This window comes from Streptomyces kryoterrae, assembly GCF_054072135.1.
The window spans coordinates 3,193,091-3,211,056 of the sequence record NZ_CM133358.1 but is presented as its reverse complement, the minus strand read 5'-3'; the positions used below and the strand labels follow the sequence as shown (position 1 = coordinate 3,211,056).

Here is a 17,966-nt window from a genome sequence, read left to right as displayed (position 1 = left end):
AGACGGTATGAGTGACGACGAACACGAGGCCGGGCACGAGACCGACGCACCGGAAGCCCAGCCCGCTCCGACCCGGACCGAGCAGGTGGCCGCCCTCCGGCCCACCTATCAGGCCGACCTGGCCTTCGGCCTCGACCGGTTCTTCGAACCCCCGCGCACCAGTTGCCCCTGGTGCGGCTCGGCCCGGCTGGAGACCCGGCTGCGGACCACCGACCTGCTCCAGCACAAGCCCGGACGGTTCGTCCTCGACCGCTGCCAGGACTGCCGGCACACCTTCCAGAACCCCCGACTCAGCGCCGCCGGGCTGGAGTTCTACTACCGCGACTTCTACGACGGGCTCGGCGAGAAGCAGCTCGGGAACACCTTCGCGGGCCGCACGAAAATGTACGAGCAGCGGGCCCGCGCCCTGCTCCCCTTCGACGACGCGCCCAAGAACTGGCTCGACGTCGGCACCGGCCACGGCCACTTCTGCGAGTCGGCCCGGGGCGTCCACGCGGGCACGACCTTCGACGGGCTCGACTTCACCGACGGCGCCGAACTCGCCGAACAGGCGGGGCGCGTCGAGCGCGGCTACCGGGGCAGCTTCACCGAGCTGGCCCCCGAACTGGCCGCCCGTTACGACGTCGTCAGCATGTTCCACTACCTGGAGCACAGCACCGAGCCCCCACGCGAACTGGAGGCCGCGCGGCAGGCCATCCGCCCCGGCGGACACCTGGTGATCGAGGTCCCCGACCCCGACAGCCGTTACGCCCGGCTGCTCGGCCGCTGGTGGCTGCCCTGGCTCCAGCCCCAGCACCTGCACTTCGTCCCCGTCGACAACCTGCGGCAACGGCTGACCGACCTCGGCTTCACCGTCGTCCTGGAGCAGCACGCCGAGCCGCACGACCCGGTCGACCTGCTGGCCGCCGTATGGCTGGCCCTCGACAACGCGGCCCCGCGCGACAACCTCCCGTGGCTGCCGCAGCCCCCGAACGCCCTGCGCCGCATCCTGCGCGGAGCGCTACTGCTGGCCGGCGTCCCGGCGCTGATCCTGGGCACCCTGCTGGACCGCTTCGCCGTCCGGCCGATCTCCCACCGCCTGGGCGTCTCCAACGCGTACCGCCTCGTGGCCCGCCGGGACTGACGCGTGCTTCCGGGGGCTGCGACACCAGCGGCTCCGTCACGGGCCCCCGGACCGCAGGACCGCCCGCAGAGAGCAGGCCGGCGAGGACGACCGGCGCGGGCGGACATCGCGAGCCGAACCCGCATGAACACGACGTGCGTCACCACGCCTCAACACGACGTGCGTCACCGCGAGTCGGCACATCACAGGACCTGGGCGCACCACAACATCCGGTACGCGTCACAGCACCTTGGCCCGCACCAGCAGTGACAGCACGAGGGCGCCCGGCAGCAGCGGCAGCCAGACCGTCAGGACGCGGAAGCCGACGACGGTCGCGGTGGCCAGGGACAGCGGGGCGCCCATCGCGGCCAGCGTGAACACCAGGGCCGCGTCGACCGGGCCGATCCCGGCCGGCGCGGGTACGGCGCCGACGGCGGCGCTCGCGGCGAGGTAGGCGAAGACCACGTCCGGCCAGGCGATCGGCAGCCCGAGCGAGGCCCCGACGCAGGCCAGCACCGCCGCCTGGCACAGCGAGAAGCCGGCGGCACCGCCCCACAGCGCGGCGACCCGGACGGGCCGGGTGTGCAGCCGCCGTGCGTCGGTCAGGGCGGTGCGCAGACCGTCGAGCAGGGGGCGCCGCAGCGGACGTACGAAGGTCAGAACCAGCGTCACGACGACCAACGCGCCGGTCACGCCCAGGGCGATGGGCAGCAGCGTCCCCTGGTCGGGGAGGAGGTCGGCGGTGCCCAGGGAGGTCGGGAAGGTCGCCAGGAGGGCGAGGATCACCAGGAGCTTCGCGACCGGTTTGACCAGCGAGTACAGGGCGAGGGACGCGGTGGCCCGGGCCAGCGGGATGCCCCGGCCGGTCAGGAAACGCAGGGTGACGGCGTGGGCGCCGAGACCGGCGGGCAGCACGTTGTTGGCGGCGCCGGCGGCGAACTGCGAGGCCATCAGCAGCCCGGGCGGCAGCCGCTCCGGGATCGCCCCCTGCCGGGCGAAGGCGGCGGACACCCAGCACAGGAACGTGAACGCCGCCCCGATCGCCAGCCACCCGGGGTCGGCGGTGGTGAGCTGCCAGGCCCCGTCCTGCAGGACCCGCCAGTTGTCCGCCGCCCAGATCCCGATGAGCACGAGAGGCAGCAGACAGAGCACCCGGCGAGCGTGCCGGGCGGCGGGGAACCGGGAACAGAAGGAGGCGCGGGAAGCCGCGACGGAACAGTCCGCGGTGCCCTGGGGAGGGGACTGGACCGTCGGAGCGGGCGGGGCTATGGGGACAATCGGCAAAGAGGACACAGCGCGCGTCGTCCTTCCACGTTGCGCCCACGCGCTTGCGAGGGCGGACGGGGGGAATTGAAGAGCGAAGCAAGGGGGACGGCAGGAGCGTTCCCAGTCCGCGTGACGGGGTGGTGTCCAGGAAGAGAAGGGGTGAGGGCGGACGGGCGACACAGGTGATGCCTGAGGCTTTCTGTCACAGTCTCCCCTCGTCGCCTCCTGTCAACCTGTCAATACGTCCTTTTCACTACGTACGTTCAACGCCTTCGTACGGCCGCCGGTTCCCGCCGCCCCGCCGAACTCGCGCAAGGCGCCCTCGACGATCGCCGCCAGCCGCGCGTGGTGCGCACCCCGCCAGTACAGACGTTCGCACACCACACACTGCGCGTAGACGTCGTACGTACGCCGGGTCCCGTCCTCCAGCCGGTCGCCGACCGTCTGCTTGTCGGCCCGCTCCAGCAGTCCGTTGCAGGCGGTGCACCGGGTCCACGGGGCCAGTGCGGGCGCGAACCGGTCCAGGACGTCCCGGAGCTGGTCGTCCGGACGGTCGCTGTAGACGTACGCGCCCGCCCACAGCTCCCGGCGCCGCAGCAGACCCCGGTCCCGGGAGAGCAGCACGCGCTGCTCGGCCGCCGACAACGAGGCCAGCGCCGGGTCGCCGATGTCCTCGCTCTCGTACGCCGCGTCGACGCCAAGGAGCCGCAACCGGCGGGCGAGCGTGCCCAGATGGACGTCGAGCAGGAACCGCAGCGGCGCCCCCGGCACCGACTGCGGCCGGACGACGGCGCAGACCTCCACCGTCTCGCCCGCGCCCGGCACATGGGACACCGGCACCTCCCGGCCGTCGACCAGCAGCCGCCCGGCCTCGGTGAGCGGTACGCCCAGCGACTCCACCACGTGCCCAAGCGAGGACGACCCGTCGGTGACCACGGTCGTCGGCCCGGCGCGTCGCTCGGACGGGACGAAGAGCCGCAGCTCATGGGCGAAACTGAGGACGATCTCCGGTCTGCTCACCCGGCCAGCATGTCATCGCCCCGGCCGGGCACGCCCGCCGATTTCCGGTGCACTACTCTCAGCGCTCTCAACACCCCGGTCCGGTACCCGGCCGGGGCGGTCGGCCTCGCTGGTGGGGGAGTACGGCAGCATGCAGTTCGAACGTACGGGCGTGCCCGGTTACGAGGTCGTCGAGGTCCTCGGGCAGGGCGGGTTCGCCACCGTGTACCGGGCCCGCCAACTCGCTGTGGGCCGCGAGGTCGCCCTCAAGATGGACAGCCGGGTCCTGGCCACCGACCGCGACCGGTAGCGGTTCCTGCGCGAGGTCACCGCGGCCGGCCAGCTGTCGGGCCACCCGCACGTGGTGGCGGTGTACGACGCCGGGGTGCTCGACACCGGCCGCCCCTACATGGTCCTGGAGCTGTGCCCCGGCGGCTCGCTCGGCGACCGCCTCCACCGGCAGGGCCCGCTCCCGGCAGCCGAGGCGCGCGACATCGGCGTACGCATCGCCGACGCCACTGGCCGCGGCCCACGCCGGCGGTGTCCTGCACCGCGACATCAAGCCGGGCAACATCATGATCGACCGATACGGAAACGTCGGTCTCGCCGACTTCGGGCTGGCCGCGATGCCCCGGCCCGGGCAGGAACTGTCGGTCACCCGGGAGGCGTTGACACCCGCGTACGGCCCACCGGAGGCGTTCCGGCTGGCCGAACCCACCCCCGCCGGTGACGTGTACTCCCTCGCCGCCACGATCTACGCCCTCGTGCACGGCAGACCCCCGCACTTCCCGGCGGAGGGCAGCCTCGGCATCGCGAGGTCATCGTCCGGCACACCTGGCCCCTGCCCGACCTCCCCGGAGTGAACCCCCGCTTCACCGAGGTCCTCCGCCACGCCATGGCCCCGGACCCCGCCGACCGCCTGCCGAGCGCGGAAGCGCTCAGGGACGCGCTGGCCGCCGTGGACCTGACGGACTCGGCCGGCGGCGCCCCCGCCCGTGGCCCCGCCCCCTCTCGACGGCCCTGCCCACCACCGTCCCGCCCCGCGCCGCGTCCCCGCGCCGGACGAAGGTGAGCGTGCGGCTGTCCGTCGCGGCCGTCGCGGTGGCCGTCGTCGGTACGGGCGGGACGATGGCGTACCGGTATCTGCCGCCGTCGACGACGGAGGCACCCGCCACCGGATCCTCCACATCCGCCTCCGGTACGGGCGGGGCGGCCCGGGCCACGAGCGCCGGTTTCGGCGTACCGACGACGACCGAGGACTGCCCGGCGACCAACGTGGCCGGTATGGACGGGCGCTGCACCACGACCGCCGAATGCTGGGGCGGCATGGTCGTCACCGTCGGCATCGTCAGTGTGAACCGCTCCGACTGTGTGGTGGAGCACCCGTGGGAGACCTTCGCGATAGCCCCGCTCCCGTCCACCGGGATGACCAACAACCAGCAGGAGCTGGAGAAGCACCCCGACGTACGCAGGCTCTGCTCCCCCGAGGTCCTGGCCAGGTCCAGGCAGGGCGACGCGCTCAAGATCGACCCCGCCCGCTGGACCATCGACGTACTCCCGCCCACCCAGTCCCAGTACGCCGACGGTCTGCGTGTCCTGCGCTGCGTGGCCACGATCACGGGGGAGCAGTCGACGGAGGCGCACTTCCGGCCCCGGACGTGAGCCTTGCGCCGAGCCCCGGGCGCCCCGCCAACCTTGGCCGGTGACCTTCGGGGTGACCGCGTGCGCGAGGCAGCCGCACGGCGGACCCGGCGACGACTACGCGTTCGCGTGGGGCGGCGACCGGGCCGCCGCACCTACCGTGAGCTGCGGCGGGGCGCCCGGTTCACACGGCCTCCGCGAAGGGACACGGACGTTTCCCATGACCCGGAACACCGCGCTACCCGAGAGGGATCCCACATGAGCACCTCGACTCCCGTGCTGTTCATCCACGGCCTGTGGCTCCACGCCACGTCCTGGACACCGTGGATCGAGCTCTTCAGCGACCGCGGATACGACGCCACGGCGCCGGGCTGGCCCGGCGAACCGGACACCGTCCAGGAGGCCCGGGCTCATCCCGAGCGCCTCGCCGACCATGGCATCGACGATGTCGTCGAGCACTACGCGGAGATCATCCGCGGCCTCGACGCCCGGCCGATCGTGGTCGGGCATTCCTTCGGCGGCATGATCGCGCAGAAGCTGCTCGGCCGGGATCTGGCCGCCGCCGCGGTGGCGATCGACGCCGCGCAGATCAAGGGCGTACTGCCGTTGCCGCTGTCGGCGCTGCGGGCCACCCTGCCGGTGTTCAGGAACCCCGCCAACAGGCACCGGGCGATCTCGCTGACCAGCGAACAGTTCCGCTACGCGTTCGGCAACGCCGTCTCCGAAGAGGAGTCGCGGCAGCTCTTCGAGCGGTGGACCGTCCCCGCGCCCGGCAAACCCCTCTTCGAGGCCGCCGCCGCCAACTTCAACCCCCACTCGCCGGCGAAGGTCGACACCGGAAACACCTCGCGCGGTCCGCTGCTGCTGATCTCGGGCGGCCAGGACCACACGGTGCCGGAGGCCGTCACACGGGCGACGCTCAAGCAGTACCGGCATTCCGAGGCGATCACCGAGATCCTCCGGTTCCCGGACCGGGCGCACTCGCTGACCATCGACAGCGGCTGGCGCGACGTCGCCGACACCGTCCTGACCTGGCTCCACAAGCAGTCCCTCTGACCACACCGGCGACAGACCGGGGCCCGCCCGGGAGAACAGCGTCACGCCGTTCCCCACCGCCGGCCCCCGAGACCGCGCTGCCGACGTTCCTCGCGCGGCAGACCGTCAGATCAGCAGACCGCCGGGCAGCCGGGCAGATCAGCAGACCGTCAGATCAGCAGACCGCCAGGCAGCCGGGCAGCCCGCGCCAGCCCGGCAGCCCGGCAGGCAACCCGGCAGGTCAGCAGACCGCCAGGCACCCGGGCAGCCGAACAGCCAGGCGGCCAGGCAGACCGGCAGACCGGCAGGGCAGCAGCCCGGCAGGTCAGTGCCGATGCCCTTCCCCTGCGCACACCCGACCCCTTTCGCCCCGAGGAGCTCCTCCATGCCCGAAATCCCGACCGCCGCAATATCCGAGAGCGCTGCGATCACGTCCGCGGCCCCGAGCCGCAAGCGCGGGCGCAGGACTCCCGTAGCCCTGGCCGCCCTCGCCCTGCTGATCGTGACCGGTTCGCAGGCCGCCACCGCCGCGTCGACCTCCACCTCTGCTTCGACGTCGGCCGAGGGCCGTCACGCGGTGAAGCCGACCGTGGTTCTGGTCCACGGCGCGTTCGCCGACTCGTCGAGCTGGAACAAGGTCGTCGCCAGCCTCCAGCGCGCGGGGTATCCGGTGATCGCCCCGGCGAACCCACTGCGCGACCTGACCGGCGACTCCGCCTACGTCTCCAGCGTCGTGTCCACCATCCCGGGACCGGTCGTCCTGGTCGGACACTCCTACGGCGGCGAGGTCATCTCGAACGCCGCGGCCGGTCACCCCAACGTCAAGGCGATGGTCTTCGTCGCCGGATTCGCCCCCGAGCAGGGCGAGTCGGGCCTCGACCTGACCGCCAAGTTCCCGGGCAGCCTGCTGCCCACGAGTCTGCTCACCCGCGCGTTCCCGCTGCCCGGCGGTGGCACCGGCACCGACGCCTACATCGATGCCCGCAAGTTCCGTACGGCCTTCGCCGCCGACCTGCCCGCCCGGGACACCGCCCTGATGGCCGCCACCCAGCGTCCCGCGAGCCTGGCCGCCCTGGGCGAACCCAGTGGCCCGCCCGCCTGGAAGACCCTGCCCTCGTGGTACCTGGTCGCCGGCGCCGACCAGGCCATCCCGGCCGCCGCCCAGCGTTTCATGGCGACCCGCGCGAAGTCCCACACCGTCGAGGTCAAGAGCTCCTCGCACGTGGTCATGCTCTCGCACCCGGACGTCACCACCGACCTGATCGTCACCGCGGCCCGCGCCACCGGCAACTGAGCACGCCACGGCCTCTGTCGCCTCGGCTACTTCAACCAGCTCGGACTACCTCGGGCTTTGCGCTCCGAAAGGCGATTCCATGACAGTCGAATCCGGCGGGTCCTCGCACGCGGCCACCCGCGACCGACGCGTGTTCCTCAAGCGGATGGCGATCGCGGCGGCGGTGCCCACCACCGCAGCCGTCCTCGGTACCGCGTTACCCGGCAGGGCCGCGGCGGCCGAGCCCGACGGCCTTCCCGACTACGCGCCGATCCCCGCGGCGTCGGTCGGCCCCGACCGAAACGAGGACGGCTACTTCGTCGGCCGGATCAAGGGCAACCTGTACTGGGTCACCGACTCCTTCTACCAGGCCATGTTCCTGACCACGCGCGACGGTGTCGTCCTGGTCGACGCACCGCCCACGATCGGGCACAACCTGCTGCGGGCCGTCGAAGAGGTCACCCGGGCGAACGGGCGGCCGGGGAAAGTGACCCACCTGGTCTACTCCCACTCCCATGCCGACCACATCGGGGCCTCCTCCATCTTCGGCAGGAACGTGGTGCGCATCGGCCACACCGAGACGCGGCGCCTGCTGCGCATCGCCGCCGACCCGAACCGTCCCGCACCCTCGGAGACCTTCGACGACCGCTATGTCCTGCGGGTGGGCGGTGAGGTGCTCGAACTCGCCCACCACGGCCCGAACCACTCGCCCGACAACATCTTCGTCTACGCCCCCCGCCAGGCCACCCTCATGGTCGTGGACGTGCTCTATCCCGGCTGGGTCCCGTTCAAGGGCCTCGCGGTCTCGCAGGACATACCCGCCTGGATCAAGGCGCACGACGTGGCCATGAGCTACCCGTGGCGGACCCTCGTCGGCGGCCACCTCGGCCGCCTGGGGGTCCGAGCCGACGGCGATCTCCAGCAGCGGTACGTCGCCGACCTCGAAGCGGGCACCCGTGCCGCGATGGCCGCGGTGGATCCGGCGCCCTTCTTCCAGAAGTACGGGCCCTCGGGCAACTCCTGGGCCGTTTTCAAGACGTATCTCGACGCGGTCGCACAGCGGGCGGCGGCCCCTGTCGTGGCCAAGTACACCGGCGTACTCGCCGCCGTGGACGTCTTCACCCCCGACAACGCCTTCGCGATGCTCGAGTCGCTGCGCATCGACGCCGGGGAACTCGGCCCCTTCGGCACCCGTCCCTGACACCCATGCCCACCCCGGTCCCCCCGGACCGCCAACCACTCCTGGGGAAGCTCCGTGAAGAAAGCCCTGCTGTCCACGCTGGCGTCCACAACGGCCGTCGCCGCCGCCGTAGCCCTGACCGTGTACGTCGTCGACACTCCGGCACCCGCAGCGCCGGTCGCCAACACGGCGAACACGGCGAAGACCGTGAAGGACGACACCGCACCCACCGGCGAACGCCTCCCGGCCGGTTTCACCGAACGCAGACTCAAGGTCGGTGACGTCGACATCAACTTCGTCGAGGGTGGCCGGGGCAGAACCCTCGTCCTGCTCCACGGCTATCCCCAGACCTGGCACGAGTGGCGCGCCCAACTGCCCGAGCTGGCAAAGCACTACCGCGTCATCGCCCCGGACCTGCGCGGCGCCGGCGGGAGCGACGCCCCGGCCACCGGCTACGACAAGAAGACCCTCGCCGCCGACATCCACGGCCTCCTGACCCAACTGGGCCGGGACAAGGACGTACGGCTGGTCGGCCACGACATCGGCACGATGGTCGCCTACGCCTACGCCGCCGCGCACCCTCACGACGTCAAGAAGCTCGTCCTGAGCGAAGCGCCCATCCCCGACAAGAGCCTCTACAGCTTCCCGTCCCTGACCGCCCAGGGGCCGGGCTTCTGGAACTTCGGCTTCTTCTCCGTGGAGAACGGCCTGCCGGAACAGGCCGTCGACGGCCGCGAAACCCAGTGGGTCGAGGGCTTCACCGACCTGCTGGAGCACAACAAGGCCGGCATCACCCACGAGGACGCCGCCCTCTACGGCCACTACCTCAAGGACGACGCCCATCTGCGCGCCAGCTTCGAGTGGTTCCGCACCCTCGACCAGGACGTGGCCGACAACAGGATCAACGGCCGTACGAAGCTCACCATGCCGGTCCTGGCCCTCGGAGCCAGGTACAGCCTCGGCAGGGCCGTCCCCGACCAGGTGCGCAAGTACGCCACCCACGTCACCGGAAAGGTGATCCAGAACTCTGGCCACTGGATCTGGGAGGAGCAGTCCGACGAACTCACCGACACCCTCCTCACCTTCCTCGCCCCATAGGCCCGGGCCGCGACAGCAAGACAACGAGAGCACCAAAGACAACAAGCACCAAAGGCGACAAGAGAGATAAGCACGGCAAGAGCGATTGGGCCAAAAAGGGGAGTGCCATGGATCTGCATCTGTCCGACAAGGTCGCCGTAGTCACCGGCGCGAGCAAGGGCATCGGACTGGCCGTCACGCAGGCACTGGTGGCCGAGGGCGTGTATGTGGCGGCCGGTGCCCGTCACATCAGCCCCGAACTGTCCGAACTGGCCGCCGGTGGCCGGGTCCGCCCGGTCGAAGTCGACCTCACCACGCCTTCCGGTCCGGCTGAACTCGTCAGGGCCGCAGCCACTTTCGGCGGCGTGGACATCCTGGTGAACAACGTGGGCGCGGTCCGCCCGCGTACCGGCGGATTCCTGTCCGTCACCGACGACGACTGGACCACCACCCTGACGATCAACTTCCTCACGGCGGTCCGCGTCACCCGAGAGGCACTTCCCTACCTCCTCGACCGCGGCACCGGCACCATCGTGACCGTCACCTCGGTGAACGCCTCGCTGCCCGACCCGCTGGTCATCGACTACAGCGCGGCCAAGGCAGCCCTGGCCAGCTTCTCCAAGTCACTGTCCAAAGAGGTCGGCCCGCGCGGCATCCGAGTCAACACGGTGAGCCCGGGACCGGTCGCCACGGAGCTGTGGCTCGGCCCGGACGGAGTCGCGGCGACACTCGCCCACGCGGGTCAGACAGCACAGGACGCCGTGGTGAAGCAGGCCGCCGGAGACTCGGTGACGGGACGGTTCACACTGCCGGGGGAGGTGGCCGACCTGGTTCTCCTCCTCGCCGGTGACCGGGCGGGAAACGTGACCGGGGCTGATTTCATCATCGACGGGGGCATGACCAGAAGCCTGTGAGCGGCCCGCCCTTCGCCCGGGAAACCCAACTGCCACGTCCAGTACGCGTCTCACTCGATACGGTGAGGTGCGGTGCGCGCCTGCGTTCGGCAGCCCGCGTGATGGGGGAGACGTGGTTCGAGGAAGCGGCCGGCCCACGCCAGTGAGGGAGGGTGGCGGCTCGCATACGCCCGTTCCCCTCTTACCGGCGGAGAACGTGACACCCGAGGTGCGGTTCGCCGTACTCGGTACGGTACGGGCCTGGCGGGCCGGCACCGAACTGCACACCGGCCCCCCGCAACAACAGGCCCTGCTCGCCGTGCTGTTGGCGAGCGCCGGCCTGCCCGTGTCGCTGCACGAGATGGTGAACCTCCTGTGGGGCGGCAGCGCACCGCCCACCGCCGCGAACGTCATCCGGCGCCACATCGGCTCGGTGCGCCGGATGATCGAGCCGGCCCTGCCCCGTATGGCGCCCGGACAGTGGCTGCTGGGTGACGGCGGCGGATACCGCATCGACGTCGACGCCCGTTCACTGGACGTCCTGCACTTCCGCGAGCTGTACGCGCAGGCACGTGAAGCGCGCGACACGGGACGCACCGAACGGGCTGTCGACAGATATGCCAAGGCCCTCCAGCTGTGGCGGGGGCCCGCGGCGGCCGGGGTCGGCGCCGAAGTGCGCGGGCACCCCCTGTTCACGCATCTCGACAACGAACGTCTGACGGTCGCCAAGGAAGCGGCGGACCTCACCCTCCGGCTCGGAGACGCCGAGCCGATCCTGGGAGCCCTGCAGTCACTGACCGACCAGCATCGCCTGGACGAGCCGCTGCACAGCCGGCTGATCCTCGCCCAGGCGATGTCAGGGCGCCAGGCAGAGGCCCTGGAGGTCTTCCACGGCCTGCGCGACCGGCTGCGCGACGAACTCGGAGTCAGGCCCTCGGCCGGTCTGAGCCAGGCGCACCAGCGGGTACTGGCCGGGTCCCCGCTCGCGCCCCAGGCACCCGTCCCTCCCGTCGCAGCCGAACCCACCCGTCAGGGCACGCCAACCTCCCCTTTCCCGCGACCCGCCCAACTACCGGCCGCGCCGTCCCACTTCGTGGGCCGGGACGCCGAAACCGAACGCCTGCTGTCCCACGTGTCCGCCCACTCCTCTGCCCCCTCCTCCGATTCCTCCACCTCCGATTCCCCTTCCGACGGCGGCGCGACCACCGGATCCCGAGCCCTGATCATCAGTGCGATCGGCGGAATGGCCGGGGTGGGCAAGACCACGCTCGCCCTCCACCTCGCCCACCAGATCGCCGACCGGTACCCGGACGGGCAGCTGTACGTCAACCTCCGCGGCTTCGACCTCAACGGAGCGGCGACGACCCCCGCGGAGGCGATCCGCGGCTTTCTGGAGAACCTCGGGATCCCCCCTCGGCGAATCCCCGACGAACTGGACGCTCAGGCCGCCCTCTACCGGAGCCTGCTGGCCACCCGACGTGTACTGGTCCTGCTCGACAACGCCCGCGACGCGGAACAGGTCCGGCCTCTCCTTCCCGGATCGGCAGGCTCCCTGGTGCTCATCACGAGCCGAAACCAGCTGACCAGCCTGGTGGCGGCCCATGGAGCGCACCCGTTGACGCTGGACGTCATCTCCGCCGAGGGCGCCCGGGAAGCTCTCGTACGCAGACTCGGGACCGACCGTGTCGACAACGAGCCCGAGGCAACGGAAACGATCATCTCCCTGTGCGGCCGGCTCCCGCTGGCCCTGTCCGTCATCGCGGCCCGGGTCCTGATGAACCCCCATCTGCCGCTGAGCGCGATGGCCGCGCAGCTCCAGGAGGCCGACGGAAGCCTGGACGCCTTCCAGAGCATGGATCACTTCAGCGACGTACGGGCGGTGTTCGGGTGGTCCTACCGCACTCTCACCGACGCGACCGCCCGCCTGTTCCGGCTGCTGTCGCTGCATCCCGGAGCCACGTTCGACACTCGCTCCGCCGCCGCGCTCGCCGGGCTCACCCCCCGCGGGACCCGTACGCTGCTGGACGAACTCGTGCGGGCGCACCTCGTCGGCGTGGAGCAGCACGACTGTCACCGCCTCCACGATCTGCTGCGCGCCTACGGACGCGAGGCGACCGAGGCCGAGGACACCCAGTCCGACAGGGACGCGGCCAAGGAGAGACTGTTCCAGCACTACCTGCGGACAGCGCACGCCGCCCTGCGGCAACTGGACCCGGCCCGTATCTTCCCCAGCCCCATCCCCAGCCCCACCCCCGTCGGCAGCGGGCCGGTCGCGGCCGACAACGAACCCACCACTCCGGAAGCGGCGGTGCGGTGGTTCCGGACGGAACGGCTCACACTGACCGAGCTCGTACGTCAGGCCGCGCGGGACGACCTGCCCGGCAACGCCTGGCGGCTGGCACGCCTGCTCGACCCGATGTACGAGCGGGTAGGGCACTGGCACGACTGGGCCGACCTCCAGCTCACCGCACTGAGCGCCGCCCAGCAGTCGGGGGACGCGACCGGCCTGGCACACGCACACGCGGGCCTGGGGCGCGCCCACTCACTGCTGCGCCGGTACGAATCCGGTGAGGAACACCTGCGCCAGGCCCTCGCCCTGTTCGAAGCCGTCGGCGACGACATGGGCCAGGCACACTGCCTGCTGCTGCTCGGCTGGCTGATGACCCGCTCGGAACGGGACCGCGAGGCGATCGACCGCACCCGGCAGGCCCTCGACCTGTACCGGATCGCCGGGCACCTCAGCGCCCAGGCCGAATGCCTCAACGCCCTTGCCTGGTTCCAGGCCTCGCTGGGCGCGTACGACGACTCCGTCACGAGTGCGGTGCGATCGCTGCTGCTGTATCGCCGTACGTCCAACACATCCAACACATCCAACACATCCGACATGTCTGATACATCCAAGAGGTCCGACAGCGGCGGGTCGGAGCACGCCCGCGTCTGGGACACGCTGGCCTTCGCCCACCATCACCTGGGCAATCTGGCTCGGGCCCGGCTCTGTTACGAGCGGGCGATCCGCCTGCTGCGGGCCGGCGGAGACCGCTACAACGAAGCGGGCAGTGTCAACCGGCTCGGGGACACACTCGCTCTCGCCGGTGACAGCGAGGCCGCTCGTGCCCGCTGGCGTGAGGCGGTCGGCATCATCGCCCCGATGGATCCGGACTGGGCGGCCGAGATCCAGCAGAAGATCACCGCGGCGCCGTAGTGACCCGGTCCTGGTGTCCCGGCATCCGTCATCGGGACAGACGCTGGCGCACCGACTCCGCGTCGGGGTGCCCGAGGCGGTCCAGGATCAGCAGAGCCTGCCGCCAGGAGGTACGGGCCTCGGCGTTGTCGCCCGCCGCCTCCTGGCTGTCGCCGATGTGGACGAGGGTGTCGGCTTCGAGGTATTCGTCGTGAAGGAGCCGGTAGAGCGTCAACGCGTGCCGGTAACAGTCGACGGCCCGCTCGTACGCGCCCAGATGGTGGTGGGCATAGCCGAGGCTGTCCGAGGCGGCTGCTTCGCCGTTGACGTCATCCAGGTGATGGTGGAGATCGAGTGCCTGCCGGCACTCCACGAGCGCGTGGGTGTAGTCGCCGCGCAGGATGTGGGTCCAGCCCACCTCGTTGTGCACCTGGGCCCGGCCGCTGCGCTGCCCCATGTCCGTGTAGAGCGTGTGGGCGACGGCGTAGTGGGCCAGCGCGGCCTCGTGCCGGCCCTCCTTGTTCTCGAAGAAGGCCAGGTAGCGATGGGTTCGGGCCTCGCCGCCCGGGTCGGCGGCCGTCACGAACAGCTCCATGGCCGTGGCGAGATGTTCCCTCGCCTGTCCGGTGTCACCGAGGCGGCCGTGGCCGAACCCCAGAGCACGGTGTGCGTGGGCACGGCCGGAAAGATCCCCTGAGCGTTCCGCCGCATCGAGGGCCGCACTCTGCAGGGTGAGCTGTTCCTGCCACCGGCCATGCCGGTCGAGATGGAACTCCACGGTGCCGGCCAACTGCCAGCAACGGGACGGGGCATGCAGCCGAGCGGGACCGTGCGTGACAGCGGCCAGGATGACGGGTCTGTGCGCCTCCATCCAGTTGGCCGCCCCCTCACGGTCGGCGAACTCGACAGGGGCCGACCCGTCGACAGGCGCGGGGATGGCAGGCCGTTCCCGGTGCGGAGCGAGCATGGCACTCGCGCGGTGCGCACTGTGCAGCAGATGATCGAGCAGCCGGGTCAGAGCCTCGCCCTGGTCCCTCGGCGAGTCGTGGACGCGGAGCAACTCGCCCGCGTACGCCCGCAGCAGGTCATGGCACACGAAGCGGCCGGGAAAGCGTTCGGTGAGCAGGTGCGCGCCGATCAGCTCGGACAGGGCCGGCCCTACCCGCGCCTGGGGCAGGCCGAGAAGACTCGACGCGGTCGCGAGCGATATGTCCGGGCCAGGGTGGAGCGACAGGCGGCGAAAGACCTGGGCGGCGAGAGGCGTGAGTACCTGGTACGACCAGGACAGGACCGTCTCGATGTCGGTGGCCGGATCCCCTGCCGACAGGGTCGCCAGCCGGTTGCCCTCCTCCCGCAGTTCCGCGGCGAGGACGTTGAGATCGACGTGCGGGTTCATCACCGTACGGGCGCTGACGATGGCCAGCGCGAGCGGAAGACCGGCGCAGGAGCCGATGATGTCCTGGACCGCCCGAGGCTGCGCGGCCAGCCGCTCGTGACCCAGGCGGCGGGACAGGAACGTATGCGCGTCGGTGTCGTCGAGCACGTCGAGGGCGACCGGGTGCGCACCCTCGGCCACCAGCCCGGAGAGGAAGGTGCGGCTGGTGACGATGGCGAGGCAGCCGGCCGCGCCCGGCAGCAGCGGACGGACCTGTTCGGTGTCCCTGGCGTTGTCCAGTACGACCAGGACCCGCTTTCCGGCCAGGAGGCCGCGGAACAGGGAAGCCTGCGCGTCGACACTCACCGGTACCTGCTCCGGGGCGACTCCGAAAGCGTCCAGGAACGATCTCAGGATCTGTTCGGGGCCGACCGTAGCCCCGCCCGGGTCGAAGCCACGCAGGTCGGCGTAGAGCTGCCCGTCGGGATAGCGGTGCGCGGCCTCGTGCGCCCAGTGGATGGACAGGGCGGTCTTTCCCACACCGGCCATGCCTCCGATGACGCTGACGACGACGGACTGCGCGGACCCGCCGTCGGCGGGCAGCAGGCCGCGCGCCAGGGCCATCTCCGCCTGGCGCCCGGTGAAGACACCCAGATCCGGAGGCAGTTGCGCGGGCGGCGCGTGCAGGAAGGCGGCGCCGTGCGGCGTACCCGTACCCGTGCCGGTACTCGTACCCGTGCCAATATCCGTACCAGCACCCGTCTCCGTCTCCGTCTCCGCATCCGCATCCGTAGGAGTGCGGGTACGGAGACCGCTCTCGGCCGCTTCCTCCAGCTCCGGACCGGGGTCGAGCCCGAGTTCTTCGCTCAGCCGCCTTCTGACGTCCTGGTAGCACTGAAGCGCTTGCTGCGTGTGCCCCGTACGGAGCAGGACGGTGACGAGTCGTGCGTGCAGTACTTCGTCCAACGGATGGGAGGCCGCCGCCCGGCGCAGCAGCAGGAGTACGCGCTCCAGGTGCACGTCCCCGGCGTCGAGGGCGGCGTCGGCCCCCTCCTTCACGGCGTCCGGGTACTCACGGTCGATGCGCGTGAACAGGGGATGCGCGCGCACGGACGCCGGCAATCCGCTGACGAGCGGTCCGCGCCACAGGCTGAGCGCGTCCATCAGACGGCCCACGCACTCGACGTTCTCCCCGGCCCGTCTGTGTTCAGCGGCCCGGGTACGCAGGGCACGGAACTGAAGGAGGTCGAGCTGGTCAGCGCCGAGCCGCAATCGGTATCCGCCCGACGCCCGTACCAGAAGGGGGACCTGGGGGCTGCTGCCCGGCTGCGGACCGAGCACCTTGCGCAGCGCCCCGACATGACGATGCACGATGTTCGGCGCACTCTCCGGAGCCGTCTCGCCCCAGAGCACGTCGACGATCTCGGACATCAGAACGGGCCCGTCGACCTGAGTCAGCAGGACGGCCAGCAGAGCCCGCCGCGCGGACGGACCGAGATCAAGCTCTCTGCCGCCCCGCCAGGCCTTGAGCGGACCGAGCACCGTCGCACGCACCAGATCCAATTCCGCGCCTTCCGTCCCCTGCAGGCCCACGGTCGTCGCTGGGCATCACCTTTCGGTCACCCATCCGTCACCACGCCCTGAGTAGCGTGGGCACGGCCCGCTCGGCCGACGAGCGGGCAGGGAGCTGACCTGCGCATCTGGTCATTCGTCCGCCCGCGGACGGTATGGGAGACACGATGTTGTTGACGATCATCCACGACCCACGTCTGCTGCACGAACGGTTCCTGAAAGCATGCCGGACCACCACCGGCCCCGTAGTAGTGGTCAGCGACGTCACCTTGTTGATGAACAGCCCTGCGGCCGCGCTGATACGCGCCGACGACCGCACCCTGTTGTGGGGTTGGGCGCGCCAAAAGGTCGCGTCCAGCGCGCAGGGAGCGCCTGCGCCGCGGTCGGTCACGCTGGCATCCGGAGCCCGCCCACAACTCTGTGAGGGCATCTGGATGGGCCCCGCTCTGGTCGGGGTGATCGTCCAGCTCACCGTCCCTGCCTCCGCCCGGCCTCCACGTTCCATTCCCCGCGCTGAGCGCCGGCGCATGGACTGGCCCGATCTGACGGAGTCACAGCGGCTGGTGGCCGTACACGTCGCCTACGGCCTGACCAACCGCCAGACGGCCGCCCTGCTGTCCGTCTCGCGCCACACGGTGGACTACCACTTGCGGCACGTCTTCCGGAAGCTGCAGATCCATTCCCGCGTAGAACTCGCCCGCGTGGTGGCGGAGGCGGAAGCGGGAGCGGCTGCGGCCAAGGTGCCTCTACGTGCGTGAGCGTCCTGTGACGCTAGGCCTGCCCAGCCGGACACCCGACGGATCCGCTCCAGGCTGCGAATCTCGTGGGCGTCCACGAAAAGATCCTGCCCGACGGCAGTGGCTCGCAGCCGAGTTGCGACCTCCTCAGCAGTGAAGCCGGATGCGTACCGGAGATCGGCAAGGACGTCGGTTCCGCTCGGCGTACCCGTGAGCTCGGAATTGGCGCAGCCCACCCGTACGACCTACGGCACGCCTGCATCACGCGGTGGCTGAACGCAGGGGTCCCGATCGCTGAGATTGCCCGGCGGGTCGGCAACTCGCCCGAGGTGATCCACCGCCGGTACCACGGTTGTATCGACGGACACGAAGAAGCCGCCAACGCGAAGATCACAAAGGCTCTGGAGGAGGAAGGCGACGCGGCTTAAGCGAGGGGATCAGCCCCCTATACGTCTTCCGGCAGGTGGAAGTAGACGGTCCCTGACCGCCAGGGGCCATGTTCGGTCGTCTCTGACTCGATCACCACGTCCTGGACCTCGACAGGGCCCAACGCCTCGATGGCATCGGCCAGCCGTCGCAAGAGTGCCGGAACGCTGTCGCAGCCCGGGCCAGCGGGGTTGGCCTGTGAGAAATGG

General features: G+C 70.9%; 14 protein-coding genes and 2 pseudogenes. 13 read left to right on the top strand and 3 right to left on the bottom strand.

The features are described 5' to 3' along the window. The first annotated feature begins 7 nt into the window (after positions 1-7). Positions 8-1,123 (top strand): class I SAM-dependent methyltransferase, encoded by a 1,116-nt coding sequence (locus ACW4TU_RS13430; protein WP_457427881.1) that lies wholly within the window; start codon positions 8-10, stop codon positions 1,121-1,123. Between the two features lie 219 nt (positions 1,124-1,342). Here ACW4TU_RS13430 and ACW4TU_RS13425 read toward each other — a convergent pair whose 3' ends face one another. Together ACW4TU_RS13425 and ACW4TU_RS13420 are read right to left on the bottom strand one after the other, a co-directional pair. Continuing rightward, positions 1,343-2,254, bottom strand: coding sequence for a lysylphosphatidylglycerol synthase transmembrane domain-containing protein (locus tag ACW4TU_RS13425; protein ID WP_457427879.1), 912 nt, complete (start codon positions 2,252-2,254; stop codon positions 1,343-1,345). Between the two features lie 342 nt (positions 2,255-2,596). Next, positions 2,597-3,388 (bottom strand): Mut7-C RNAse domain-containing protein, encoded by a 792-nt coding sequence (locus ACW4TU_RS13420; protein ID WP_457427877.1) that lies wholly within the window; start codon positions 3,386-3,388, stop codon positions 2,597-2,599. Between the two features lie 130 nt (positions 3,389-3,518). Here ACW4TU_RS13420 and ACW4TU_RS13415 point away from each other — a divergent pair, with 130 nt between their 5' ends. The 10 genes and pseudogenes from ACW4TU_RS13415 to ACW4TU_RS13370 all read left to right on the top strand — a co-directional run bounded on the left by ACW4TU_RS13415 (position 3,519) and on the right by ACW4TU_RS13370 (position 13,668). Continuing rightward, complete coding sequence (locus tag ACW4TU_RS13415; RefSeq protein WP_457427875.1) at positions 3,519-3,677, top strand: hypothetical protein; 159 nt, start codon at positions 3,519-3,521, stop codon at positions 3,675-3,677. 51 nt (positions 3,678-3,728) lie between these two features. Continuing rightward, positions 3,729-3,824, top strand: a pseudogene (locus ACW4TU_RS13410) (hypothetical protein); the annotation flags it as partial. Between the two features lie 10 nt (positions 3,825-3,834). Beyond that, positions 3,835-4,230 (top strand): annotated as a pseudogene (locus ACW4TU_RS13405) (protein kinase domain-containing protein); the annotation flags it as partial. Between the two features lie 211 nt (positions 4,231-4,441). After that, entirely contained in the window at positions 4,442-5,029 is a 588-nt protein-coding gene (locus tag ACW4TU_RS13400; RefSeq protein WP_457427873.1) for a hypothetical protein, read from the top strand. A 237-nt stretch (positions 5,030-5,266) separates the two neighbouring features. Further along, positions 5,267-6,064, top strand: coding sequence for an alpha/beta hydrolase (locus ACW4TU_RS13395; RefSeq protein ID WP_457427871.1), 798 nt, complete (start codon positions 5,267-5,269; stop codon positions 6,062-6,064). Positions 6,065-6,428: 364 nt separating this feature from the next. Continuing rightward, a complete protein-coding gene (locus ACW4TU_RS13390; protein WP_457427869.1) occupies positions 6,429-7,337 on the top strand; it encodes an alpha/beta fold hydrolase in 909 nt (302 codons plus the stop codon). A 79-nt stretch (positions 7,338-7,416) separates the two neighbouring features. After that, positions 7,417-8,517: an MBL fold metallo-hydrolase gene (locus ACW4TU_RS13385; protein WP_457427867.1), complete on the top strand. Its 1,101-nt coding sequence runs from the start codon at positions 7,417-7,419 to the stop codon at positions 8,515-8,517. A 54-nt stretch (positions 8,518-8,571) separates the two neighbouring features. Then, positions 8,572-9,594 (top strand): alpha/beta fold hydrolase, encoded by a 1,023-nt coding sequence (locus tag ACW4TU_RS13380; RefSeq protein WP_457427865.1) that lies wholly within the window; start codon positions 8,572-8,574, stop codon positions 9,592-9,594. Between the two features lie 107 nt (positions 9,595-9,701). Next, on the top strand, positions 9,702-10,487 hold the full coding sequence (locus ACW4TU_RS13375) for an oxidoreductase (RefSeq protein WP_457427863.1): 786 nt from the start codon (positions 9,702-9,704) through the stop codon (positions 10,485-10,487). A gap of 196 nt (positions 10,488-10,683) precedes the next feature. Continuing rightward, the gene (locus ACW4TU_RS13370; protein WP_457427861.1) at positions 10,684-13,668 is read left to right on the top strand and encodes an AfsR/SARP family transcriptional regulator; all 2,985 of its coding nucleotides are present in this window, start codon (positions 10,684-10,686) and stop codon (positions 13,666-13,668) included. 28 nt (positions 13,669-13,696) lie between these two features. Here the strand turns inward: ACW4TU_RS13370 and ACW4TU_RS13365 are convergent, their stop codons facing one another. Then, the gene (locus ACW4TU_RS13365; protein ID WP_457430075.1) at positions 13,697-16,576 is read right to left on the bottom strand and encodes an AfsR/SARP family transcriptional regulator; all 2,880 of its coding nucleotides are present in this window, start codon (positions 16,574-16,576) and stop codon (positions 13,697-13,699) included. A 185-nt stretch (positions 16,577-16,761) separates the two neighbouring features. Here ACW4TU_RS13365 and ACW4TU_RS13360 point away from each other — a divergent pair, with 185 nt between their 5' ends. Next, positions 16,762-17,352, top strand: a complete 591-nt coding sequence (locus tag ACW4TU_RS13360) for a helix-turn-helix transcriptional regulator (protein WP_457427859.1) — start codon at positions 16,762-16,764, stop codon at positions 17,350-17,352. A gap of 65 nt (positions 17,353-17,417) precedes the next feature. After that, the gene (locus tag ACW4TU_RS13355) at positions 17,418-17,759 is read left to right on the top strand and encodes a site-specific integrase (protein ID WP_457427857.1); all 342 of its coding nucleotides are present in this window, start codon (positions 17,418-17,420) and stop codon (positions 17,757-17,759) included. Positions 17,760-17,966: the final 207 nt, after the last annotated feature.